The organism is Pseudomonas sp. 8O, assembly GCF_902506495.1.
Lineage (GTDB): Bacteria > Pseudomonadota > Gammaproteobacteria > Pseudomonadales > Pseudomonadaceae > Aquipseudomonas > Aquipseudomonas chaetocerotis.
Genome location: NZ_LR733267.1, coordinates 409,006 through 432,129, shown reverse-complemented (window position 1 = coordinate 432,129; position 23,124 = coordinate 409,006). Strand labels below are relative to the sequence as shown.

The 23,124-nt window shown below is 58.6% G+C and carries 23 protein-coding genes; 9 read left to right on the top strand and 14 right to left on the bottom strand.

All coding sequences use genetic code 11. From position 1 onward, the window contains the following. Positions 1 to 44: 44 nt before the first annotated feature. Both GV002_RS23275 and GV002_RS23270 read left to right on the top strand, forming a co-directional pair. Positions 45 to 755 carry a glutathione S-transferase family protein gene (locus tag GV002_RS23275; protein WP_160020625.1) on the top strand — a complete coding sequence of 237 codons (711 nt, stop codon included), beginning with the start codon at positions 45 to 47 and terminating at the stop codon, positions 753 to 755. A 20-nt stretch (positions 756 to 775) separates the two neighbouring features. Continuing rightward, positions 776 to 1,159: a VOC family protein gene (locus tag GV002_RS23270; protein WP_160020624.1), complete on the top strand. Its 384-nt coding sequence runs from the start codon at positions 776 to 778 to the stop codon at positions 1,157 to 1,159. 7 nt (positions 1,160 to 1,166) lie between these two features. Here GV002_RS23270 and GV002_RS23265 read toward each other — a convergent pair whose 3' ends face one another. After that, positions 1,167 to 1,703, bottom strand: a complete 537-nt coding sequence (locus tag GV002_RS23265) for a tetratricopeptide repeat protein (protein WP_160020623.1) — start codon at positions 1,701 to 1,703, stop codon at positions 1,167 to 1,169. Between the two features lie 150 nt (positions 1,704 to 1,853). Here GV002_RS23265 and GV002_RS23260 point away from each other — a divergent pair, with 150 nt between their 5' ends. After that, the gene (locus tag GV002_RS23260) at positions 1,854 to 2,981 is read left to right on the top strand and encodes a M14 family metallopeptidase (protein ID WP_160020622.1); all 1,128 of its coding nucleotides are present in this window, start codon (positions 1,854 to 1,856) and stop codon (positions 2,979 to 2,981) included. Between the two features lie 236 nt (positions 2,982 to 3,217). Here the strand turns inward: GV002_RS23260 and GV002_RS23255 are convergent, their stop codons facing one another. Continuing rightward, positions 3,218 to 4,477: an OprD family porin gene (locus GV002_RS23255; RefSeq protein WP_160020621.1), complete on the bottom strand. Its 1,260-nt coding sequence runs from the start codon at positions 4,475 to 4,477 to the stop codon at positions 3,218 to 3,220. 483 nt (positions 4,478 to 4,960) lie between these two features. On the opposite strand from GV002_RS23255, the gene GV002_RS23250 reads away from it, so the two are divergent. Beyond that, positions 4,961 to 5,314, top strand: a complete 354-nt coding sequence (locus GV002_RS23250; protein WP_160020620.1) for a 5-carboxymethyl-2-hydroxymuconate Delta-isomerase — start codon at positions 4,961 to 4,963, stop codon at positions 5,312 to 5,314. Here the strand turns inward: GV002_RS23250 and soxR are convergent. Then, entirely contained in the window at positions 5,311 to 5,763 is a 453-nt protein-coding gene (gene soxR, locus GV002_RS23245; RefSeq protein ID WP_372241852.1) for a redox-sensitive transcriptional activator SoxR, read from the bottom strand. The genes GV002_RS23250 and soxR overlap by 4 nt on opposite strands. Before the next feature lie 84 nt (positions 5,764 to 5,847). On the opposite strand from soxR, the gene GV002_RS23240 reads away from it, so the two are divergent. Beyond that, positions 5,848 to 6,426 carry an NADPH-dependent FMN reductase gene (locus tag GV002_RS23240; RefSeq protein WP_160020618.1) on the top strand — a complete coding sequence of 193 codons (579 nt, stop codon included), beginning with the start codon at positions 5,848 to 5,850 and terminating at the stop codon, positions 6,424 to 6,426. Positions 6,427 to 6,957: 531 nt separating this feature from the next. On the opposite strand, the gene gcvT is transcribed toward GV002_RS23240, so the two are convergent. From gcvT to gcvH, 4 genes are all read right to left on the bottom strand, one after another. Further along, a complete protein-coding gene (gcvT, locus tag GV002_RS23235) occupies positions 6,958 to 8,082 on the bottom strand; it encodes a glycine cleavage system aminomethyltransferase GcvT (RefSeq protein WP_160020617.1) in 1,125 nt (374 codons plus the stop codon). Between the two features lie 69 nt (positions 8,083 to 8,151). Further along, entirely contained in the window at positions 8,152 to 9,405 is a 1,254-nt protein-coding gene (gene glyA, locus GV002_RS23230; RefSeq protein ID WP_160020616.1) for a serine hydroxymethyltransferase, read from the bottom strand. Positions 9,406 to 9,553: 148 nt separating this feature from the next. Beyond that, entirely contained in the window at positions 9,554 to 12,406 is a 2,853-nt protein-coding gene (gene gcvP / locus GV002_RS23225; RefSeq protein WP_160020615.1) for an aminomethyl-transferring glycine dehydrogenase, read from the bottom strand. A 9-nt stretch (positions 12,407 to 12,415) separates the two neighbouring features. After that, positions 12,416 to 12,799 carry a glycine cleavage system protein GcvH gene (gcvH, locus tag GV002_RS23220; protein WP_017361715.1) on the bottom strand — a complete coding sequence of 128 codons (384 nt, stop codon included), beginning with the start codon at positions 12,797 to 12,799 and terminating at the stop codon, positions 12,416 to 12,418. A gap of 334 nt (positions 12,800 to 13,133) precedes the next feature. Between gcvH and sodC the strand changes: the two genes are divergently transcribed. Beyond that, on the top strand, positions 13,134 to 13,685 hold the full coding sequence (gene sodC / locus GV002_RS23215) for a superoxide dismutase family protein (protein ID WP_160020614.1): 552 nt from the start codon (positions 13,134 to 13,136) through the stop codon (positions 13,683 to 13,685). 125 nt (positions 13,686 to 13,810) lie between these two features. On the opposite strand, the gene GV002_RS23210 is transcribed toward sodC, so the two are convergent. After that, positions 13,811 to 15,331, bottom strand: a complete 1,521-nt coding sequence (locus GV002_RS23210) for a sigma-54-dependent transcriptional regulator (RefSeq protein WP_160020613.1) — start codon at positions 15,329 to 15,331, stop codon at positions 13,811 to 13,813. Positions 15,332 to 15,404: 73 nt separating this feature from the next. Between GV002_RS23210 and GV002_RS23205 the strand changes: the two genes are divergently transcribed. Beyond that, on the top strand, positions 15,405 to 15,602 hold the full coding sequence (locus GV002_RS23205; RefSeq protein WP_160020612.1) for a hypothetical protein: 198 nt from the start codon (positions 15,405 to 15,407) through the stop codon (positions 15,600 to 15,602). A 209-nt stretch (positions 15,603 to 15,811) separates the two neighbouring features. Here the strand turns inward: GV002_RS23205 and GV002_RS23200 are convergent, their stop codons facing one another. The 3 genes from GV002_RS23200 to GV002_RS23190 form a co-directional block, all read right to left on the bottom strand. Further along, entirely contained in the window at positions 15,812 to 16,510 is a 699-nt protein-coding gene (locus tag GV002_RS23200; RefSeq protein WP_160020611.1) for an endonuclease, read from the bottom strand. Between the two features lie 166 nt (positions 16,511 to 16,676). Further along, positions 16,677 to 17,810: a mechanosensitive ion channel family protein gene (locus GV002_RS23195; RefSeq protein ID WP_160020610.1), complete on the bottom strand. Its 1,134-nt coding sequence runs from the start codon at positions 17,808 to 17,810 to the stop codon at positions 16,677 to 16,679. A 170-nt stretch (positions 17,811 to 17,980) separates the two neighbouring features. Further along, entirely contained in the window at positions 17,981 to 18,172 is a 192-nt protein-coding gene (locus tag GV002_RS23190; RefSeq protein ID WP_160020609.1) for a hypothetical protein, read from the bottom strand. 87 nt (positions 18,173 to 18,259) lie between these two features. Between GV002_RS23190 and GV002_RS23185 the strand changes: the two genes are divergently transcribed. Then, complete coding sequence (locus GV002_RS23185; RefSeq protein WP_160020608.1) at positions 18,260 to 18,928, top strand: hypothetical protein; 669 nt, start codon at positions 18,260 to 18,262, stop codon at positions 18,926 to 18,928. 260 nt (positions 18,929 to 19,188) lie between these two features. On the opposite strand, the gene GV002_RS23180 is transcribed toward GV002_RS23185, so the two are convergent. The 3 genes from GV002_RS23180 to GV002_RS23170 are packed head-to-tail and all read right to left on the bottom strand — an operon-like array spanning position 19,189 to position 21,644. After that, the gene (locus GV002_RS23180; protein WP_160020607.1) at positions 19,189 to 19,716 is read right to left on the bottom strand and encodes a DUF5677 domain-containing protein; all 528 of its coding nucleotides are present in this window, start codon (positions 19,714 to 19,716) and stop codon (positions 19,189 to 19,191) included. Positions 19,717 to 19,731: 15 nt separating this feature from the next. Continuing rightward, positions 19,732 to 20,904, bottom strand: a complete 1,173-nt coding sequence (locus GV002_RS23175; RefSeq protein ID WP_160020606.1) for a DUF1508 domain-containing protein — start codon at positions 20,902 to 20,904, stop codon at positions 19,732 to 19,734. A 38-nt stretch (positions 20,905 to 20,942) separates the two neighbouring features. Further along, the gene (locus GV002_RS23170) at positions 20,943 to 21,644 is read right to left on the bottom strand and encodes a hypothetical protein (RefSeq protein WP_160020605.1); all 702 of its coding nucleotides are present in this window, start codon (positions 21,642 to 21,644) and stop codon (positions 20,943 to 20,945) included. Positions 21,645 to 22,191: 547 nt separating this feature from the next. On the opposite strand from GV002_RS23170, the gene GV002_RS23165 reads away from it, so the two are divergent. Then, the gene (locus tag GV002_RS23165) at positions 22,192 to 23,085 is read left to right on the top strand and encodes a toll/interleukin-1 receptor domain-containing protein (protein WP_160020604.1); all 894 of its coding nucleotides are present in this window, start codon (positions 22,192 to 22,194) and stop codon (positions 23,083 to 23,085) included. The last annotated feature ends 39 nt before the right edge of the window (positions 23,086 to 23,124 follow it).

The following is a 23,124-nucleotide window of genomic DNA, read 5'->3' as shown; positions in this document are numbered from 1 at the left end:
ACGCCAAAGGCGTGTCGGCCACCAGCAGACAAGGAGTAACCCTTATGCAACCGATACTGTTCTACGGCGTTCCGCAAGGCTGTTCGTTCGGCTCGATCGTAGCCCTCGAGTGGCTCGGCCAACCTTATCGACTGTGCCGGGTCGAGATGCTCGAGCAACCCTGGGACCCGCTTTTCGAGCGGATCAACCCGCTCTATCAGACGCCCGCGCTGCTGCTGGAGAACGGCGAGTTCCTGAGCGAGAGCCTGGCCATTCTCCTGAACCTGGCGGCGCGGTCAGTGGATACGCCGCTGGGGCCACGGCAGGGCAGCGACGAATTCGATGCACTCAACCAGATGCTGTCCTACCTGGTGACCGACTTTTTCTCCGCCTTCAACCCGCTGTGGTTGGCTTATGAAAAGGCTGAGCTGGACGAGCCGCAGCGCGAGCTGTTGCGCAGCCTCGGCGCAGAGCAGGTGGTGGCGGGCTGTCGTTATCTTGATCGGCTGCTCAGCGAGCGCGACTGGCTGCTGGGTCAGCGCCGCAGTCTGGCGGATGCCTACCTGAGCGGTGTTGGCCGCTGGGTCGACTACCACCAGTTGTTCGATCTGCGACACGACTACTCGCATCTGGCCCGCCACCTGGATCGGCTCGCCAACGATCCAGCGGCGCGTTTCGCTCATGCGATCGAGCAGGGCATAACGGTTGAGGGCGCTGGCGGCTTCCTCGGCCATGTGGGCTTCCAACAACTGCGCGAAGGGTTGTGCGCAGCCTGAAAACCTATGGTGAGGTTTCGATGATCGACCATCTTTGTATCACCGTGGCCAACTTTCGCCGCAGTCGCGCCTGGTATCAGGCGGCCCTGGCGCCTTTGGGCTACGAGCTGAAATACGACGGCGAGCATGGCGCGGGGTTGGCCGCCGGCTTCGGTCCGCAGGCCGAGGAGCAGGCCGTGCTTTACCTGCTCAGTTCCGCCCCCGGACGTGGTCAGTGTGAGCCGCTGACGCATTTTTGCCTGCGTGCCGACAGCCAGGCGACAGTGCAAGCCTTCCATGCCGCGGCGTTGCAGGCCGGTGGCGAAGACAATGGCCAGCCCGGCCTGCGCGAAGAATATGGCTACTACGCCGCCTTCGTGCTTGACCCCGATGGCTACAACGTCGAGGTGGCCTGTTACGTCTGAACCTTCGTCACTGCTGGCCCAGCGCCGCGCAGGAAGGCTCGTAGCGCTGCTGGCAGGCACTCTGGTACAGGCGCTGGGCCTGGTCGGGATCGCGCGATACGCCACCTTCGCCGCGACGGTAGAGATTGCCCAGCACATGCTGCGCCATCGGGTTGCCCGCAGCGGCTGACTGGTTGAGGTATTTGAGCATGTCACGCTGGTTGGCGAACTCAGGGGCGTCGCGCCCGGTATAGAGGTAGGCCAGGCTGACCGCAGCCATGGCGTGGCCCTTGTCTGCGGCCTGCTTCCACCAATATTCGGCCTGCTTGAGGTTCTTCTCCGGCTGACCGACGAAGTAGCTGCTGCCGAGCTGGAACTGGCTTTCCAGATCACCGCGTTGGGCTTGTTGGCGCAGCTGATCCTGCTCGGTCTGGGGGACGGGCTGTTCGACCTGCGGCTGTTTTTCCGGTGCGGCGGAGTCGGCTTCCCGCCCGGCGCAGCCCGCCAGCAGCGCGATGGCGAGCAGGGCGGTGATGGCGTGAAGCGGGCTGATCGGGCTGGGCATGGCAGTGACTCCGTAGGCAATAAACAGGGCAAGTCGCTATTAGGCCTGCCTCGCTCACCTTAGTTCGCTCTGATCCGTCTGTGCAGTGTCGACTTCACACTCGCGTCCTGAACTGCAATCCTGAGCGCTGATTTCGCTTACGAGGTAGTCATGAAGATCAGCGCGGATTTCGACAGTGGCAACATTCAGGTCATCGACGCCAGTGACCCGCAGCGCGTACTGCTGGCCATGCGGCCGGACCTCAACAGCCATCATTTCCAGTGGTTTCACTTTCAGGTCGATGGCCTCCAGCCTGGTCAGGGTTATGGATTTTGTCTGACCAACGCCGGGCAGTCGGCCTACAACCGTGCCTGGGACGGTTACCAGGCTGTGGCCAGTTACGACCAGCAGGACTGGTTTCGTGTGCCGACCCGTTATCAGGATGGTCAACTGCACTTCGAGTTGCAGGCCGAGCACGAGGGCATCTGGTTCGCCTATTTCGAGCCCTACCCGCGAGCGCGGCATGAACGCCTGATTGCCAACGCGCTGGAGCGCGGCGCCGAGCTGGTGGCCAGCGGCAGAAGTCTGGAAGGCCGTGATATCCAGTTGCTGCGTATCGGTGGCCAGGCTGGCGCTGCGCGCAAACTGTGGATCATCGCCCAGCAGCATCCGGGTGAGCATATGGCCGAGTGGTTCATGGAGGGGCTGATCGAGCGTTTACAGGATCCACAGGATGCCGAGATCGCCGCGCTGTTGGCCGAGGCCGAGTTCTATCTGGTGCCGAACATGAACCCGGACGGTGCCTATCGCGGTCATCTGCGTACCAACCATGCCGGGCAGGACCTCAATCGCGCCTGGCAGTCAGCCAGCTCCGAGCGTAGCCCCGAGGTGTTGTTCGTGCTGCAGCACATGCAGCGCATCGGCGTCGATCTGTTCCTCGATATTCATGGCGACGAAGAGATCCCTCACGTGTTCACCGCCGGTTGCGAGGGTAATCCGGGCTATACCCCACGGCTGGCTGCGCTGGAAGAAGAGTTCCGTAGCCGCCTGGTTGGTATCGGCGCCGAGTTCCAGACCCGTTTCGGTTATCCGCGTGACGAGCCAGGCAAGGCCAACCTGACCCTGGCCTGCAACGCCGTGGGCCAGGCCTTCGATTGCCTGTCGTTCACCATCGAGATGCCGTTCAAGGACCACGACGACAGCCCACAGCCGCGCACCGCCTGGAATGGCGCACGCTCGCAGAAGCTGGGGCAGGATGTGTTGACCGTGCTGGCGCAGATGGTCGCGACCTTGAGGTAGGGTGCCATGTGTTCCGCATCATCGATGCGCATGACAGGTAGGGTGGATCACGCTTCACCGATCCACCGCTCTGGTGGATGTAAAGAGCGACATCCACCCTACGTTTTCCCAAGGCAAGCTGCCTGTGCGGTCGGGGAGAGGCAGCCATTTTCCAGGTAAAAAAAGCCCGTCACGAGGACGGGCATAAAGTGCCGTTAACACACAGGAGTCAATAGGACGCAGTGATGCGTCCGGTATTACAGAATCGACAGCGGATAGTTGATGATCAGACGGTTCTCGTGCAGATCCTGGCCAACGTCACGGCGGACGTCGGAGTTACGCCAGCGAACGTTGAGGTTCTTCAGGGTGCCTTCCTGAATGGTGTAGGCCAGTTCGGTTTCACGACTCCATTCTTCGGCATCGGTACGGCCGCCGGCATGGATATTGGAGCCGCTGGTGTAGCGGTTCATCAGGGTCAGGCCCGGGATGCCGAGGCCGGCGAAGTTGTAGTCATGACGCAACTGCCAGGAACGCTCCTCGGGGCTGTCGAACGCCGACAGGAAACCGTCGTTGACCAGCGAGCCGCCACTGGCGCCGTCGATACGCAGGAACTTGGTGTCACCGCTCAGTCGCTGGTAGGTGACCTGGAAGGCGTTGTTGCCTCTCTTGGCCGACAGCGCACCTTGATACACCTTGTTGTCCAGGTCGCCGGCCTTGGCCGCGCCTTCGTCCTTGCCGTTGAAGTAGCCGAGGTTGGCGCCCAGTACCCAGTCACCGACAGGCTGGCTGTGGGTCAACTGCAGGAAGCTCTGCTGATAAACGTCTTCCAGGCGAGCGTGCCAGGCGCCGACCATGGTGTTGTTGCCGTTGAAACGGAACTCACCGCCACCGAAGTTGAAGTCGTCGCCCTCCACGCCACCGAACGACATGTCTTCACGGCTGGCATCGTTGCGCTGGCTGTTCTTCCAGAACTGGCCGCCGTACAGGGTCAGGCCATCGATCTCGTTGGAAGTCAGCTGGGCGCCCTGGAAGGTTTGCGGCAGCGAACGACCGTCGTCGGCGCGCAGGATCGGCAGCACGGCGAACCATTCGCCGACCTTCAGTTCGGTCTTGGAAATCTTGGCCTTGGCAGCTACGGCGGTGCGGCCGAACTGGTCGGCGGCCTGGCCATCATCGTGGATCGGCATCAGTTGGGTGTTGGCGGCGCCACGGTTGCCATCCAGCTTGATGCTGTACAGACCGAGCACATCGAGGCCAAAGCCGACAGTGCCCTGAGTGAAACCGGAGCGGGCATCGAGGATGAAGTTCTGCGTCCAGCCTTCGGCCTGGCCCTGGCGCTCGCCACGGATCACCGGATCGGTGCTGTTCAGGTAGTTGCGGTTGAAGTAGTAGTTGCGCAGGCCGAGGGTGACCTTGGCGTCTTCGACGAAGCCGGCAGCGTGCGTGGTGGTCGGCATAACCAGGGCCAGAGCCGTGCTGCCGAGCAGGGCCAATGGAATGATGTTGCGTGCGGTCATTGTTGTTGTGCTCCCAGTTTTTGAACGAACCATCCCCTGCCGGTCTGCATCAGGACCTGCATGATGGGAATGTTGTGTTTGCCCCGTAGAGGGCGATAGCCCGGCCGAACGCGGCCGGTCATTGCTGGTGGCTGACGTCAGCCTCCGGCGAATCCGGTTCTGTGGCGTGTGGCGGCGATGGGTGCCGAGCAGGCGAGGGGCTGCTGCGCTGAGGGAGAGGCGAGGATAGTCATGTCATGGCCCTGATTCTTGTTGTTATCGTTGTTATATGTCGTCATACAACTTGCTGGATTATCGACAGCCTTTTTATTGCTTGTCAACGTATGGCTAGACGAAAGTCTGAGGAGGTTTTCCCCGTATAGCGGTGCTATTGGCGATGCCATGGGCTTTCAGCGCGGTTCCGTGCAGAGCCGGTAAACCATCTGGTATCGAATTTGTTGTGTGATAACGTATGACAAATTCACTTACCTCTAGGGTTTATCCATGCCGCATTGCCTGATCGAAACCGCCCGCGAGGTGAGTGAGCTGATTGCACCGCAGGAGCTGGTGCAACTGGTGCATGACCAGGCAGCTGAGGCGGGGCTGTTCCAGCCCGGCGAGGTCAAGGTGCGCCTGAGCCTGTACGAGCACCACTGCGTGGGTGGCGAGCCGGGGTTGTTCGTGCACCTGATCTTCTACGTGCTGGCCGGGCGCAGCGATGACGACAAGCGGGCGCTGTCGCGACGTATCGTGCGCGCACTGGTCGAGCGCCTGCCGCAGGTGCCGGCGATCTCCCTGGACGTGCGCGACATTTGCCGCGAGGTGTTCAGCAACAGGCGCAACTGCCTGGACGATTAATGCGTCTCCAGCAGACGTGCCCCTGCGCCCTGTTCACCGAGTTCGTCGCTGGGGTTGCGCAGTGGGCAGTCCTGCATCGACAGGCAACCGCAACCGATACAGCCGGTGAGCTGGTCGCGTAGCCGCGTCATTTGCTCGATGCGTGCGTCCAGGTCGTGCTGCCACTGCGCTGACAGTCGCTGCCAGTCCGCAGCCGTGGGGATGTGGTCGCAAGGCAGCGTGCTCAGCGCCAAACCGATATCTGCCAGGGGAATACCCAGGCGCTGCGCCACCTTGATGAGCGCTACGCGGCGCAGCACATCGCGCCGATAACGTCGCTGATTACCGGCATTGCGTTGGCTGTGGATCAAACCCTTGGCTTCGTAGAAATGCAGTGTGGAAACCGCCACGCCACTGCGCTCGGCTACCTGGCCGACGCTCAGCGGACGTTCGTGAAAGGCGCGATGCATGTCCATGAGAAATTCCTGTTGACCTCAAGTTAAGTTGAGGTTTTACCCTCGCTGGCCTTGATAGACAACACCGAGGGCAATTCCATGCAGGACCGCATTCGACTGGTAGTGATTTACGGCAGCGTGCGTGAAGAGCGCTTCTGCGACCAGGTGGTGGCCTGGGCGCGTGAGCAGATCGAGCAGCGCAGCGAATTCGAGCTGAGCCTGGTCGATCCGGCCGTGATGTTTCGCCAGCCTGGCGAGGCGCAGGCGCTTGTTGAACGCCGGCATCAATCGCTGCAGCAGTTGCTGCGTGCCGATGCCTTTCTGATCGTCACACCGGAGTACAACCACGGCTATCCGGCGGCGCTCAAGCAGTTCATCGACGAGGTGCCGGCGTCCTGGGAAGCGCGGCCGGTGGGATTCGTCAGTTATGGCGGGGTGTCCGGCGGGTTGCGAGCGGTGGAGCAACTGCGCCAGGTGCTGGCAGAGCTGCACGCGATGACGGTGCGTGGTTCGGTGAGCTTCACCAATGCCTGGGAACAGTTCGATGACCAGGGCCAACTGAGTGAACCACGACGGGCCAACTCGGCGTTGGCGCATACGCTGGTGCAACTGAACTGGTGGGCACAGACACTACGCGCCGGGCGCGAGCGGGTGCCCTATGAGCGGATCAGAGGGTAGAAACGACGTAGCCCGGATGCAATCCTGGAGCTTTTGAGGGCCTCCCCGGATTGCATCCGGGCTACGGAGCCGTCATCCGTAGGGCGGGTACAACCCGCCAGGGCTATGTGGCGGGTTTCACCCGCCCTACGAACTGCGCGCCGGACGCGAGCGTGTGCCCTATAAGCGGATCAGAGGGTAGAAACGACGTAGCCCGGATGCAATCCGGGAGCTTTTGAGGGCTTCCCCGGATTTCATCCGGGCTACTAAGCAGTGACCTGTAGGGCGGGTGCAATCCGCCAGGACTATGTGGCGGGTTTCACCCGCCCTACGAACTGCGTGCCGGACGCGAGCGGGTGCCCTATGAGCGGATCAGGGGGTAGAAACGCCGTAGCCCGGATGCAATCCGGGAGCTTTTGAGGGCATCCCCGGATTTCATCCGGGCTACTAAGCAGTGACCTGTAGGGCGGGGTGCAACCCGCCAGGACTATGTGGCGGGTTTCACCGGCCCTACGCCATTGTCCTTTCCCATGAGCGGGAAAAGTGAGCGAATCAGCCGCGGTAGTAGCGCTGCGGCACGAACGGGGTCTTGGCCACTTTCATCGCCACGCGCTTGCCGCGCACCACGGCCCAGACGTCGCTGTCGATGGCGACATGGCTGGCGTTGACGTAACCCATGGCCACCGGCGCGCCGAGGGTCGGGCCGAAGCCGCCGCTGCACACCTGGCCGATCACCTGGCCGTCTGCGTCGACGATTTCCGCGCCTTCACGCACCGGTACACGCTCCTGCGGCAGCAGGCCGACGCGTTTGCGCGCCACGCCTTTTTGCTGCTGCTCGAATACGCGTTCGGCACCCGGGAAGTTGCCGGCGCGCTCGCCATCGGCACGACGCACCTTGGAGATGGCCCACAGCAGGCTGGCTTCGATTGGCGTGGTGGCGCTGCTCATGTCGTGACCGTAGAGGCACAGGCCGGCTTCCAGGCGCAGCGAATCACGCGCACCCAGGCCGATCGCCTCGACTTCCACTTCTGCCAGCAGGCTGCGCGCCAGGGCTTCGGCCTGGTCGACGGCGACGGAAATCTCGAAACCGTCTTCGCCGGTGTAACCGCTGCGGCTGACGATGCACTCGCTGCCCAGCAGGCGCACGCGGGCGACCTGCATGAAGGTCATCTTGCTTACTTCCGGCGCCAGGCGGGCCAGCACGTCGACCGCTTTCGGCCCTTGCAGGGCGAGCAGGGCGCGCTCCTCGAACAGGCACTCGATCTGGCACTGCTCACCGATGTGTTTCTTCAGGTGGGCCAGGTCCTGATCCTTGCAGGCGGCGTTGACCACCACGTACAGCGTGTCGTCACCCAGGTTGGCGACCATCAGGTCGTCGAGGATGCCGCCCTGGGCATCGGTGAACATGGCGTAGCGCTGCATGCCCACCGGCAGGTCGATGATGTCCACCGGCACCAGGGTTTCCAGAGCGCGCGCAGCGTGCTCGCCACGCAGCAGGATCTGGCCCATGTGCGAAACGTCGAACAGGCCGGCGGCGTCGCGGGTGTGCAGGTGCTCCTTCATCACGCCCAACGGGTACTGCACGGGCATGTCGTAGCCGGCGAAGGGCACCATGCGCGCGCCGAGTTCGAGGTGCAGAGCGTGCAGCGGAGTCTTGGCGAGAGTTTCAGTGGTCATGTCGATTTCCTGTTGGGTGCGCCGCGCGCACCGGTTGGGGCCGCCGCGCGGCCCGTGGTAAGTCGGGTATCAGTCAGCGTAGACCGGGAAGGTGGCGCACAGGTCTGCGACCTGGCCGCGCACGCGCTCGATCACGGCCGGGTTTTCCAGGTCGTCGAGGATGTCGCAGATCCAGCCGGCCAAGGTGCGGCATTCACCTTCCTTGAAGCCGCGAGTGGTCACCGCCGGAGTGCCGATACGGATGCCGGAGGTAACGAACGGCGACTGCGGGTCGTTCGGCACGGCGTTCTTGTTCACCGTGATGTGGGCATCGCCAAGGGCTGCGTCAGCCGCCTTGCCGGTCAGGCCCTGCTTGACCAAGCTGATCAGCATCAGGTGGTTGTCGGTGCCGCCGGAGACCACGTCATAGCCGCGCTCGACGAACACTGCCGCCATGGCGCGGGCGTTGTCGATCACCTGCTGCTGGTAGGTCTTGAAGCCCGGCTCCAGCGCTTCCTTGAAGCACACGGCCTTGGCCGCGATCACATGCATCAGCGGGCCGCCCTGGGCGCCGGGGAACACGGCGGAGTTGAGCTTCTTCTCGATCTCTTCGTTCTTGCGCGCGAGGATCAGGCCGCCACGCGGACCGCGCAGGGTCTTGTGGGTGGTGGTGGTGACCACATCGGCGAACGGTACCGGGTTGGGGTACAGACCGGCCGCGACCAGGCCGGCGACGTGGGCCATGTCGACGAACAGCAGCGCCCCGACCTTGTCGGCGATGGCGCGGAAACGTGGGAAGTCCAGCACGCGCGAGTAAGCCGAGAAGCCGGCGACGATCATCTTCGGCTTGTGTTCGATGGCCAGACGCTCGACCTCGTCGTAATCGATCAGGCCGTTCTCGTCGATGCCGTACTGCACGGCGTTGTACAGCTTGCCCGAGGACGACACCTTGGCGCCGTGGGTCAGGTGGCCGCCATGCGCCAGGCTCATGCCGAGGATGGTGTCGCCCGCGCTCAGCAGTGCGAGGTACACGGCGCTGTTGGCCGAGGAACCGGAGTGCGGCTGGACGTTGGCGTAGTCGGCGCCGAACAGGGCCTTGGCGCGCTCGATGGCCAGCGCTTCGACCTTGTCCACATGCTCGCAGCCACCGTAGTAGCGCTTGCCCGGATAGCCTTCGGCGTACTTGTTGGTCAGGCCGCTGCCTTGCGCCTGCATCACGCGCTGGCTGCAGTAGTTTTCCGAGGCGATCAGCTCGATATGGTCTTCCTGGCGCTGTTCTTCGGCCTGGATCGCCGCGAGTAGGGCGTCGTCATAGCCCTGCAGTTGGTCGTGCTTGCTGAACATGGTGAGGCCCTCTTTATCGTTTTTCTCGGGATGCAGTCGACCCGCCCCGGTGAGGGGAGCCGAAAGGAATCGGGGTGGATGTAGCCCGGATGCAATCCGGGGAAGCTGTTGAGAGCTCCCGGATTTCATCCGGGCTACGGGCTGGCGCTTACGCGTCCTGATACGCCTCGATGGACGGGCAGGCGCAGACCAGGTTGCGGTCACCGTAGACGTTGTCCACGCGGCCAACCGGCGGCCAGTACTTGGCCTCGATCAGCGTCGCCAGCGGGTACACGGCCTGCTCGCGGCTGTAGGCGTGGTGCCATTCGCCAACCAGTTCCAGGGCGGTGTGCGGGGCGTTCTTCAGCGGGTTGTCGTCCTTGTCCAGACGGCCTTGCTCGACCGCGCGGATTTCTTCGCGGATGGCGATCATGGCGTCGCAGAAGCGATCCAGCTCTTCCTTGGACTCGCTCTCGGTCGGCTCGATCATCAGGGTGCCGGCAACCGGGAAAGACATGGTCGGAGCATGGAAGCCGAAGTCGATCAGGCGCTTGGCCACATCGTCGACGCTGATGCCGCTGCTGTCCTTGAGCGGACGGATGTCGAGGATGCACTCGTGCGCCACCAGGCCGCCTTCGCCGGAGTACAGCACCGGGTAGTGCTCTTCCAGACGACGGGCGATGTAGTTGGCGTTGAGGATGGCCATCTGCGACGCGCGCTTGAGGCCGTTGCCGCCCATCATGGTGATGTACATCCAGGTGATCGGCAGGATGCTGGCGCTGCCGAACGGTGCGGCGCTGACCGCACCTTCCTTGCGTGCCATGTGCGCATGGCCCGGCAGGAACGGCGCCAGGTGCGACTTGACGCCAATCGGGCCGACGCCCGGGCCGCCGCCGCCGTGCGGGATGCAGAAGGTCTTGTGCAGGTTCAGGTGCGAGACGTCGCCGCCGAACTGACCCGGGGCGCAGAGGCCGACCATGGCGTTCATGTTGGCGCCGTCGATGTACACCTGGCCGCCGTTGTCGTGGATGATCTGGCAGATCTCGCGGATACCTTCCTCGAACACACCGTGGGTGGACGGGTAGGTGATCATGATCGCTGCCAGGCGATCCTTGTGCTCTTCGGCCTTGGCCTTGAGATCGGCGATGTCGACGTTGCCGCGCGCATCACAGGCGGTCACCACCACGCGCATGCCGGCCATGGAGGCAGTCGCCGGGTTGGTACCGTGGGCCGATTGCGGGATCAGGCAGATGTCGCGCTGATCGTCGCCACGGCTCAGGTGATAGGCGCGGATGGCCAGCAGGCCGGCGTATTCGCCCTGGGAGCCGGCGTTGGGCTGCAGCGACACGGCGTCGTAGCCGGTGGCGGCGCAGAGCATGGCTTCCAGCTCAGTGGTCAGCTGGGTGTAGCCGGCGGCCTGCTCGACCGGAGCGAAGGGGTGCAGGTTGCCGAATTCCGGCCAGGTCACCGGGATCATCTCGCTGGCGGCGTTAAGCTTCATGGTGCAGGAGCCCAGCGGGATCATGCTGCGGTCCAGGGCCAGGTCCTTGTCAGCCAGCTTGCGCAGGTAGCGCATCAGCTCGGTTTCGCTGTGGTAGCGATTGAACACTTCGTGCTGCAGGATCGCCGATTGGCGCAGCAGGCCTTGCGGCAGGCGGCTGGCAATCTGTGCGGCCAGGTCGCTGACGGCAGGGGCAGCCTGGTCAGCGGCGAACAGGTTCAGCAGCGCCTCGACGGCGGCCTGGTCGGTGGTTTCGTCCAGCGACAGACCCAGACGCTCGGCGTCGATCTCGCGCAGGTTGATGCCGGCGGCACGGGCCTTGGCATGCAGCTCGGCGGTCTTGGCGCCAGTCTTGATGCTCAGGGTATCGAAGAAGTGCTGCTGCTCGACGCTGTGGCCCAGCTTGGTCAGGCCCAGAGCGAGGATGGCGGTGAAGCTGTGGATGCGCTGCGCGATCTCGGTCAGGCCTTTCGGGCCGTGGTACACGGCGTACATGCTGGCGATGTTGGCCAGCAGCACCTGAGCGGTACAGATGTTACTGGTGGCCTTCTCGCGGCGGATATGCTGCTCGCGGGTCTGCATGGCCAGGCGCAGGGCCGGCTTGCCGAAACGGTCGACCGACATACCGACCAGGCGGCCCGGCATGTCGCGCTTGAACGCGTCGCGGGTGGCGAAGTAGGCGGCGTGCGGGCCACCGAAGCCCAGCGGCACACCGAAGCGCTGGGCGCTGCCCAGAGCGACGTCGGCGCCGAACTCGCCCGGCGGGGTGAGCAGGGTCAGGGCCAGCAGGTCGGCGGCGACGGCCACCAGGGCATTGGCGGCGTGGAAACGCTCGACCAGGGCGCGGTAGTCGAAGATGTCGCCGTTGCTTGCCGGGTACTGCAGCAGGGCGCCGAAGTAGGCACTGGCGTCAGTGATGGCGGCTTCGTCGCCGACTTCGATGTCGATGCCCAGCGGCTCGGCACGGGTGCGCAGCACGTCGAGGGTCTGCGGGTGGCAGTGCTGGGAAACGAAGAAGATGTTGGCAGCCTTGTTCTTCGACAGACGCTTGCAGAAGGTCATGGCCTCGGCGGCAGCGGTGGCTTCGTCGAGCAGCGATGCGTTGGCGATCTGCATGCCGGTGAGGTCGCTGATCAGGGTCTGGAAGTTCAGCAGCGCTTCCAGGCGGCCCTGGGAAATCTCAGGCTGGTAAGGGGTGTAGGCGGTGTACCAGGCCGGGTTTTCCAGCAGGTTGCGCAGGATCGGGCTCGGCGTGTGGGTGCCGTAATAACCCTGGCCGATGAAGTTCTTGAACTGCAGGTTCTTCGCGGCGATGGCCTTGATCTTGGCGAGGGCGTCGGCTTCCGACAGGCCCGGCTGCTCGCCGAGGATGCTGGTGCCCTTGATGCTCTCGGGAATCACGGCACCGGTCAGCGCGTCGACCGAGTCATAGCCGAGCAGTTCGAGCATGGCGGCGGTGTCGGCATCGCGCGGGCCGATGTGGCGGGCGATGAATTCGTTCTGGGTATCGAGCTTGGTCATGGCGGTCACTCAGGCGTCGGCGTTGGCGTTCAACAGACGATCATAGCCGGCCTTGTCCAGCAGGTCGGCCAGCACGGCGTTGTCGGCCAGGCGCATGCGGAAGAACCAGGCCTTGTCCAGCGGCGACTCGTTGACCAGTTCCGGGCTGCCTTCCAGGTCGGCGTTGATTTCGACGATCTCGCCATCGAGCGGCATGACGATGTTGCTGGCGGCCTTGACCGACTCCAGCACCGCTACTTCCTCGCCCTGGGCGTAGGACTTGGCTTCCGGCAGTTGCACATACACCACGTCGCCGAGCGCGTCCTGGGCGTAATGGGTGATGCCGACGGTAACCAGACCATCGTTGTCCAGACGCAGCCATTCGTGATCGGCGGTGAAACGCAACTCGCTCATGTCAATTCCTCAGGGGGTAATGGTGTCCGCTTCTAGGTGGCGGCCAGGTTGCGGAAGCGTTTGCAATGCCGGTGCCAATGTAAGAATATTCAATAAAATCAACAACTTAATTATATTTTAAGGGGTTGTATACAGTCCTCTGGAACGATATCGCTACGAATCCAGGCGTCGCAAATGGAAAAGTCGAAGTCGCAGCAGACAGGGCGCGGCTTTCGCTCGTTTGTTGCTGAATCGTTACGGTGGAATGATATCGATACGTTGTTTGATTGGAACCGCTCAAGGGCATCGAGGGTCGGTAACTGGGAGGCTTTATAAACAAGGAGACAGATCGACCATGAGACCCCTGATTCCCCTGGCATTCGCGTTGCTAAGCGCCACCAGTCTGCAGGCCAGCGAGACGGTCACCGTGACCCTCGAACAGGCCACCGAAAACGGCACAGGCGCGCCTGTCGGCAGCGTGACCATCAGCCAGTCGCCCTATGGGCTGGTGTTCACTCCTGATCTTCAGGGCCTGGAGCCGGGCGCGCATGGCTTTCACGTGCACACCGAGGCCAACTGCAACGCGGCAGAAGTGGACGGCAAGCTGACACCGGCCGGCGCGGCAGGCGGTCACTGGGACCCGGAAAAAGCCGGACGCCATGGTTTCCCCTGGGAGGACGACGCCCACCTCGGCGATCTGCCAGCGTTGCTCGTCACCGATGATGGCAGCGCCAGCCAGCCAGTGCTGGCACCGCGACTCAAGCGCCTGGAAGACCTGCATAACCGTTCGCTGATGATTCATGCCGGCGGCGACAACCACGCCGACCACCCGCAACCTCTGGGCGGCGGCGGTGCGCGTGTGGCTTGCGGGGTAATCAAGGTGCCGACCAGCACCACGCCGATCTGATCCGCGCCGAGTAACCCACCGGGCGATCTCCCGCGTTGCGCCGATGTTGGGTTGCGGCGCATCGGACCCTGTGGGATTTTTCGTATTCAAGACAGGCGCCTAACCCACCCTACCGGGCGAGTGCGTCAGTGCTTGCCCGGAATTCCGTACTTGCGCAGGCGCTTGGCGATGGCGGTGTGCGAGGTGCCGAGGCGGGTGGCCAACTGGCGGCTGGACGGGTGGCTGTCGTAGAGCTTTTCCAGCAGCGCCTTCTCGTACTCGTCCATGGCCTGCTCCAGGCTGGCGACTTCCCCTTGCACCTTCGGCGCCACTTCGGTGCCGGCGATATCCAGGTCATCCATCTCCACCCAGTTGCTGTCGCAGATCGCGGCGGCGCGGAAGATCACGTTCTGCAACTGACGCACGTTGCCCGGCCAGCGTCCGGCCAACAGCGCCGGGAAGGTGGCGGGCGCCAGGCGGCAAGGCAGGCGCTGGATCTGCGCGCAAGCCTGGGCCATGAAGTGCTGGGCCAGCAGCAGAATGTCCTGGCCACGCTCGCGCAGCGGCGGCACTTCCAGGTTGAGCACGTTGAGGCGGTAGAACAGGTCTTCGCGGAAGCTGCCTTCGGCGACCATCTTTTCCAGATCACGGTGGGTGGCGCTGAGGATGCGCACGTCCACCTTCACCTCGCGGTCGCCACCGACGCGGCGGAAGCTGCCATCGCTGAGAAAACGCAGCAGTTTGGCCTGCAGATAGGGCGACATCTCGCCGATCTCGTCGAGAAATACCGTGCCCTGGTTGGCCAGCTCCAGTAGCCCCGGCTTGCCGCCACGCTGAGCACCGGTAAAGGCGCCGGGGGCGTAGCCGAACAGCTCGCTCTCGGCCAGATTCTCCGGCAGGGCGGCACAGTTCAGCGCCAGGAACGGTGCGGTACGGCGCACGCTGACGGTATGGCAGGCGCGCGCCACCAGCTCTTTGCCGGTACCGGTTTCGCCGTGGATCAGCAGCGGTGCATCGAGCGATGCCACACGCAGGGCGCGGGCCTTGAGCGCACGAATCGGCGCCGACTCGCCGAGCAGAGAATCGAAACCCTCGGCATGATCATGATGCAGCGCGGCCAGACGCTGGCCCATGCGGCTTGGTGCATAAAGGGTGAGCAGGCCGCCGGTGAGGCGACCGTCTTCGGTGATCGGCTGGGCATCGAGCAGCAGCGGCTGGCCGGCGAAATGCACCTCGCGCAGTGGCTGGTGAAAACCGGCGGCGAGCAGCGATTGCTGCAGTGCGTCATCGGCGAACAGCGCGGCGATGCTCAGACCTTCGGGGGGGCGGGTGCACATGTCCACCAGCGCCGGGTTGGCCAGCAGTACGGTGGCGCGGTCATCCACCGCCAGCACCGGGTCGGGCATGGCCGCGAGCAGCGCATCGAGCTGCAGGCGTCTGCGTTGGCCGGGCAGAATGTCCACCACTTCAACGCTCTGCACGCCATGCACCTGCAACAGGGCGCCGCGCAGTTCCTCGAGCACCGCCGCGCTGAGGGTCGGTGCATCGATATAGACGTTTGGCGGTACCATCTCCACCGCATCGAGGTTCAGATTGCGCCCGCCAAGCAGCGCCAGGACTTCCTGGGTGATGCCGACGCGGTCGATGAAACTGACGTGGATGCGCATTGATGACGGTCGAAATGGGCGAACAGGTCGCGATTATGCCTGCTCTGCCCGATATGAGGAAAAGGGCAACCGCGTGAGTACAGAAAAACCGAGCCGCGCCGACTACCACCGCGAGCACCAGGCCCGCGCTGAAGCCGAGGCCCAGCGCCTGCTGGCGCGCAGGAACGAGCTGCAAGGGCGCTGGCTACCCTGGGTGGCGCAGGAGCTGTACCAGCTCAGCCCGCCGGAGTTCGCCAACATGGTGCGCCGCGAGTTGCAGCGGTTGGCGTAGATCGCTGCTACACGATGTACACCTGTAGGAGCGGCTTCAGCCGCGATGCTGTTGAACGGCCCGGATTGCATCTGGACTACGTGCTGGGCGAAAGCATTGGGGCGGTTTTGGACAGCGGTAGAGGTTCTAATCGCGGCTGAAGCCGCTCCTACGGGACGGTGGATATCTGTAGAAACAGTCGGTATGCCACGCCACTACGTGACTCGGTCCTACGCGCGCTTGCGCGCACAGCGGCTCATATCCACCTTGCCCACATAGGGGTTGCCCCAGCCCATCACACAGGCCACCTGCTGGTTGCGTTGCTGCTCCCATACCTTGGGCGGGTAGGCCTTGCTCCAGGCTTCGTAGAGCTGCCGATCCTGCTTCGACAGGCGCAGCTTGTAGCGGTCGGCCATGTAGAAATAGGTGCGTGCGATCATCCCGCGAATGGCCGGGCGCGGCATTACCTTGCGCGCCTTGAAGTCCACCACCGTTTCGCACTTGCCATATTGATGCGGCTTCTGTGGCAGCCAGGCGAAGGCGTAGTTGCTGCGGTCGCCGTTCACCTCGCCGATGCTCGGGACCAGGTTGTGCAGGTCGGCCTCGGCCTTGCGGAACTGCGCATCGTTGGCCGCGCAGTGCTTGCGCCCGCCTTTCTGCCAGCACTGGCGCTGATGGCCGATCACCCATGCTGGGACGATATGTTCCCACTCGATGCGCTGGGCGCGATTGGCGTTCTTGCGTGGCGTGTAACCACAGGAGCGCAGATCGACCCGATTGCCGCTGTACTTGCAGCCGCAATAGAACTCGGTGGATTGCTGCTCATACAGCGGCCAGGCCAGGCGCTTGGCCTCGGCGAAAGTGGCGGGTGCGGCGTGCAGGGAAAGGGCTGTGAAACAGCAGAGCAGGGGCAGTAGGCGTCGAATCATGGGGCGGCAGATTAGCCGTCACCGCTGTCGATGTGAAGACAGAAATTTCATGTTTTTCAAATGCTTGCGTGATGGCTAGAGGCCTTTATTGCGGGCTGGTTGGTACATGGACTGCTGCTCAGTCCGTCAGCCTGCAAGCAGCACTGGCGACCTCCCGCCCTTGCAATCAGCTGAACCTCGGCAAGCGCTGATCCGAGTCGTTGCCTTCGCTCTGGGCCGGTTGCGGCAGGCCTGCGACCTTGAGCACCGGCATCCTCTCGCCCACCAGACGCAGATCGCGGCGGGGCAGGGCGAAGCGCACATCCAGCTCGCGCAGGGCATCGAGCAACTGCAGGTTGATCTCCTGCTGAGTGTCCATGTACTGGTTGTAGTCCGAGGTCAGCACGATATAGACCACCTCGAAGGTCAGCTGGCTTTCATCGAAACCGAGAAAATGCGCGCGGTCGAAGCGGGTCTTGGGCGTGGCGCGGATGATATCGCCGACCTTCTCCGATACCTGGCGCACCTTGTCGCTTGGCGTGTCGTAGTTGATACCGAACTTGAAGACGATCCGTCGCGTGTCCATGCGCTTGTAGTTGTGCACGACCTGGCGCAGCAGGTCGGCGTTGGCGCACACCACCTGCTCACCGCTGAGGCTGCGAATGCGCGTGGTCTTCAGACCGATATGCTCGATGGTCCCTGCCACCTCGCCGAACACCACGAAGTCACCGATCTCGAACGGCTTGTCGACGCCAATCGACAGCGAGGCGAACACATCGCTGAGCACCGTCTGCACCGCCAGCGCCACGGCGATACCGCCGACCCCCAGGCTGGCCACCAGCGCGGTGATATCCACCCCCAGATTGGCCAGGATCGACAACAGCATCACCGACCACACCACGATCAGGATCATGATGCTGATGATGGTGGTCATAACCGGGTTGTAGCTGCCACCGTTCTTGCTCATCACCAGGCTGCGCGACCACAGGCGCACGCCGGTATCGACCCACAGCGCCACCTGCAAGGCCAGGGCAACGAACCAGGTATGGCTCAGCGCGCTCTGCCAACTGCCGGGCAGCTCCGGCAGACGCAACGCCAACAGCAGGGAAAACGCCAACAACAGCACGCGGCTGGTGCGCCCGATGACCATGGCGACGAAGTGCTGCCAGTTGCCGTCCTGATCCTTCGACCAGGCCTTGAGCCGCTTGTGCAGGGTGTTCACCAGGGTACGCAGCACGCTGTACATCAGCGCCGTGGCGACCACCACGATCGCCACGTTGAGCCAGAGATCACGCTCAAGCCAGATATTCCACTGTTCCATCGCCGGGGCCTCCAGAAAAAGACGTATAGGGTTCTGGTGGCGTTGGGGGGCAGAAGTTCCAGGGAAATGGGCGAGCGGTTTGGGTTCGTTCAGTGTTGGGGGATTAAACCCTTTCCAGGCCCGTGCAGTGATCCGTAAGGCCCGGCTTTACTGGCCTCGCAACCCAGCCACTACGGCATTTTTCCGCTATCTCTTGCAGTGTTTTCGACACTTTTTCGACAGGCCGTCTGGACAGTTTTCAAGTCAGCCAGTAGCGTCTGGCCATTACGTTGCCTTGGCTGATCGGCTTGGTTGTCGTTTTTCGCCCACCCTGAGTCGCGCTCTTTCTTCTTGTCTTCATGCGAATCAAGACTGTACTGCATGACAAGGAACGTTATCCGACACCGCCAAGGTGTGTTAAATGACAGCAATGTCGCCTAAATAATAATTACGCACTCTAAGGAGTACCAATGGCATTTAAGGATGAAACAAAGTTAGCTATAAAAGAATATCTTGGCGCTCATCTTGCCGATTGGAACTGGCACAAAGATCGCTTTGACTTCATCACGGACAGCGTACTAAGAGATCGACTTGCGGACGAGTTTATATCGACTAGATATGTATATAAAATTCTTGAAGGCATGTCAGCCGACTCATGGCTTCTGCGCGCACAAATTCGCCTTCAAGTTCTATCCTATGCCTCAATATATGAGGCAGTAATCCACCACATCCTGTTTGATAATCTACCATCAAATCCTGACGTTCAATTACTTACTGAATTCAGTATGAAAAAAGTAATTTCCATTCCCGCCGCCAAAATGGCCGTGCTACAAAGCTCTCTTGAGCACGACGGAAAGGAGATAATCCCTACGTACGAAGGTATTGGAAAAACTGACACGACTAAAGTGAGGTTTGATCGAAAAGCAGAGTGTGCAGAAAAGCTAGGATTAATTGAAGGGTGGCTGAAAGATGAGATCATTGAACTTTATGAGGCCAGAAATTCTATCCACATACATGCTGAAATAAGAAAAAGTCTCAATTATCAACTTGATCTATCCAAAAGAGCATATCTGCGAATGGAACCATTTGTGGAGCAAATTAAGAAGAATCTGCCCACAGTGCTTGCCAATCATGCATAACAGTGAGCCCGAGCGCTCGCTTCGTTTCTCCAAGCTTTAGATAAATATCTTGAATTCCAGTTGGTCAACATTCGAGACAGCTTATCAAACATTGGTATTTTTGCGCGAAAAAGGTAGCCGCGAAAAAAAGGAAAAGGGGACAGATTTATTTATGGTACAGCGCCACTGGTCTAAAAATAAATCTGTCCCCTTTTTACACTGTTTCTAGAAAGGCGATTCCTAGGGCAATATAAGATTGCATGTCTTCAAGTATTTCATCCTCATTGGGAGAGTATAGGATAGTGGCTAGTGTTGAGTGCGCAAAGGTGGCTGAGAGTTTCCGATAGCTGCTGTCGTATATTGCGTCTTGCAAACCTGAAAGCTCTGCTATGTTGTATAAATTGGCTTTTAAGTCTTTCGTGCTTGCAGAGGTTTCTAAGTGTGCCTGAGCTTTTAGTAGTAGCTCTTCTTCTAGGGAGGAATGTCTTTTTTTGGTTCTCTACTATTTTAGTAAGAGTTCTTTTGATATCGCTTTTGCTTTGTGCTTCAAGATCATTAAGGTGTCCGGGGTTTTTTATTAGTGCTGCTAGATTTAGTAGGTGCTCAATGGTTAAATGATCTATTGCGGCAGCCTCTTTGTTATAGTTGTTTTGGGTCAGAAGTATGACGGCTTTTGAGTTTGAAAGTATGTTTTTGAAGAATCCTAACGCGGCTTTTTCGTGCGGGTGCTTTAGTTTTTTCTCTAGCTCGTTATGTTTTGAGTCGCCAGTGAATATTGATTTTTTTAGTTCGCTTTGAATGTGGCTCATTGGTTTGGATCTTCGTTATTTGTCTTTGTAGGATTCTTTTATGAAATTAGCTACGTGCTCAATTTCAGGGAAGATTGATGATCTACTTACTCCTAAGAGTTCTAGTTGTTTGAGTATTTTGGATTTATTGTGGCTTGGTATTAGTAGTCTATTTTTGTCTTTGGATACTAAAAGGTTGTTGGGTATTTCTGCTGGTATTGTCTTGTCTTTTCCCATGCCGAATAAGAAAAAAGCGCCGTCTTGTTTGATTATTCTTGGGTTGTCAAGTATTGGCTTGACACATAGTACGGTGTTTATATCCTCGGGTTTTATTCTTGGTTCAAAATATGGTTTCTCTCTTTGGATCTCACGTACCAGGCTGTCAACTTCTTGAAGTTTGTTAAATTTACTAGGGTCGGCTTCTTCTGGAATAGCAAATGATGAATGCATTCTGCTGATGTTTGATACTACGCTTACTGTGTCGCTGTCGTAATACTTTATGTTTGATTTCTTTACAGAGAATACTATGACTTCACCTTCCTCGCTCTGGCTTCCAGCGCATGCGAAGTATAGTGCTATTAGCGGGTTGGATGTGATGTCTAGTAATCTTGTGGGTAGAGAATAGTGTTGCATTTTTACTAGGGAGTTAAATGTTGACTTTGAGTTATGGAAGTCTCCTGGGCATCTCAAAGCAAGCTCGTGAAACATTACGTGTTCATTTGTTACCCAGCCAGAGTTTCTGAAAATACTTGGGGCTAGGGTGTACTTGGAATCTCCGTGGCCTCTGTAAAATAATACAGAGTTTGTGTCTGAGCTTATATCTCCAATGATTTTTAGGAAAGTGGTTACGCTTCCAATTTTTTCTATACTGTTTTGCTTTGAAAGGTCTGTAATACTGCTGTGTTTTAGATGGCGTACAACCTCAGAAATGCCTCTAAATGCACTCGAGCTATTTGCGTACATTTGGCTTTGGCCAAGTACTTGGCCGTTTGAAGCTTTTAGAAAGAAATAGTACTTTCCTGATGACGTGGCTTTCAGTTGGAAGCGGTTAGGTTCTCCGCCGTTTTTCTTGACAGATTCAATTCCGTTGATGGCCGATTCTTTGTGTTTGTAAAGTTCGCTGGATAGTAGTACCTGGCCATTGCTGGATAAAAGATTAAAATGGTAGTTTCCGTCTTTTGTTTGTTTTAACTCAAAAGTTCCAAGCATTTTCAATTTTCCTGGTTTTTATTCTGTGGGCTGCCCCGTTAGGTCTTGATGCTGACTAGTTTGTTTAGCCTTTCCTGTAGCTGGCTTGCAAGAGCTTCTTTCTGTTTTATTAGGTTTTCTTTTTCAAGTTTCTCCTGTTCTTCTTTTCTTGCTTGTATTTCTGCCTTTAGTCTTTTATTTGTTCCAAGAAGAATTTTGTAAAGGCAATCCCTGAACCAAGTGAAAGCACTGATGGCATCTTTTATTTCTCTGTCTGAGACTTCTAAGTCTTTTGAGGATTTTGGATGCATAAGCCTGTCTCTTATTTTTATGCATCTTGATAGCGATTCAAATCCTTTTCCTTTGCACTCAATTTGATTTCCTAAACCTAAATTCTTGGTTGCAATGTTAAAGGTCAGCTTAATGAGTGCGATAGTTCTTATTTTCGCTTTTGATTCATGAACGATGCCGTTTCCATCGACCTGATAGTTGACTTCTCGTATCGCCATTGATTCAAAGTTGCTTAATTTATCTTGGAAATCATTTAATATGTCTGTTCTTGTAAGGTAAGACATTCCTTCAATAAATGCGTAGATTGACCTAACAAGCGTGCGCCTATCGCTTTCGCTTAGATTCGTAGGGTCAAGTATTATCTGCATGGAGCTATTGGTAGGGTGTGGCTTCGTTTGCAAGAACTTTTCTACGTCTTCATTTAGTATTCTAAATACTTTTCTATGTTCGCTTTCTTGCTTAGGTTCCATGGTCAGAGTCCTTTCTTTGGGCATACCAGCGACGAAAAAGGTGACAGATTTATTTTCCTCTCCAGCGCCTTTTCTGCCTGATCGCAAAGCGCCATCTTTCCCGGCTCAAACCCTTGCGGTCAAGCCCTTCAAACGCCAGAAACGAAAAAGCCCCGTCAGTGATGACGGGGCTTTTTCTTGGCTGTCTGGAGCGGGTGATGGGAATCGAACCCTTTCCGGGGGCTCGCTGTAATCCGCAAAGCCCGGCTTTACTGGCCTTGCAGCCCATCCTTTGGGGCATTTCTCTGCTATCCCTTGCAGTGATTTCGACACTTTTTCGACACGCCGTCTGGACAGTTTTCAAGCCTGCCAGTAGCGTCTGGCCATTACATTGCCTTGGCTGATCGGCTGTGTTGTCGTTTTCCGCCAACCCGGAGTCGCGTTCCTCGGTCTTGTCTTCAAGCGAATCAAGGCTTTACTGCATGACAAGGAACGTTATCCGACATCGCCAAAGTGTGTTATGCGACAGCAATGTCGTCTAATTAATAGTTATGCATAAGGAAGCGCAATGTCTATCTCATCAATCACAAGTACCATCACACGGCTGCAAAAGGAAATATCAACTATCGCCGCAAAAGTGAGTCAGGAAACCAAAAAAGAGGTGGCGCTGTACTCACGAATAAATCAAATTCAGAGATCAATAACAAAAAACACCTCCGCCAGCTCCTTATCAAGCAAGCTCTCAGAAATTGAGCGTAAGCAGAAAGAAATAGCCACCATTTCTGTAGCCAAAGCCGCACTTGCAAAAAAGGAATCCGACAAAAACGCAGCGTTACTCAAGGCGCGTCAAGAACTAGCAAAAGAGGAAGAAAAAGAAAGAAAGCGCATTGCTTCTGCTAAAGAACGGGAGCTGAAGAAGGAGATTGAGTTAGAGAAACAGCGTCAAAGAGCTCAACTTGAATTCCAGAGAAACCTAAATGCTGAATTGTCTGCCACATCTGCACTATCAAGAAAAATTGAGTCAATGACTCCTCAGCATCAAGAGCCTGAAATAGCATACGATTTATTTATTTCGCATGCGTCTGAGGACAAGGAAGATCTTGTACGACCGCTCGCAGTTGCTCTTGAAAAGCTAGGCGTAAAAGTCTGGTATGACGAATTCACTCTCAAAGTAGGCGACAGCTTGCGCAGAAGCATTGATAGTGGTTTATCAAACTCGCGCTTTGGAACTGTAGTGCTTTCCTCATCATTCTTTTCAAAAAACTGGACTCAGTATGAACTGGACGGAATGACCGCCAAAGAAATGGACGGTAGGAAAATGATTCTTCCGATCTGGCATAAAGTTACAAAGAGTGAAGTTATAAAATTCAGCCCGACACTGGCGGACAAAGTCGCATTAAATTCTTCGGTTCACAGCACGGAAGAAATTGCGCAGCTAATAGCAGACGTAGTGCTAGGGTAGAAAAATGCATAACAAATGGTTCAAATCGTTCGCTTCGCT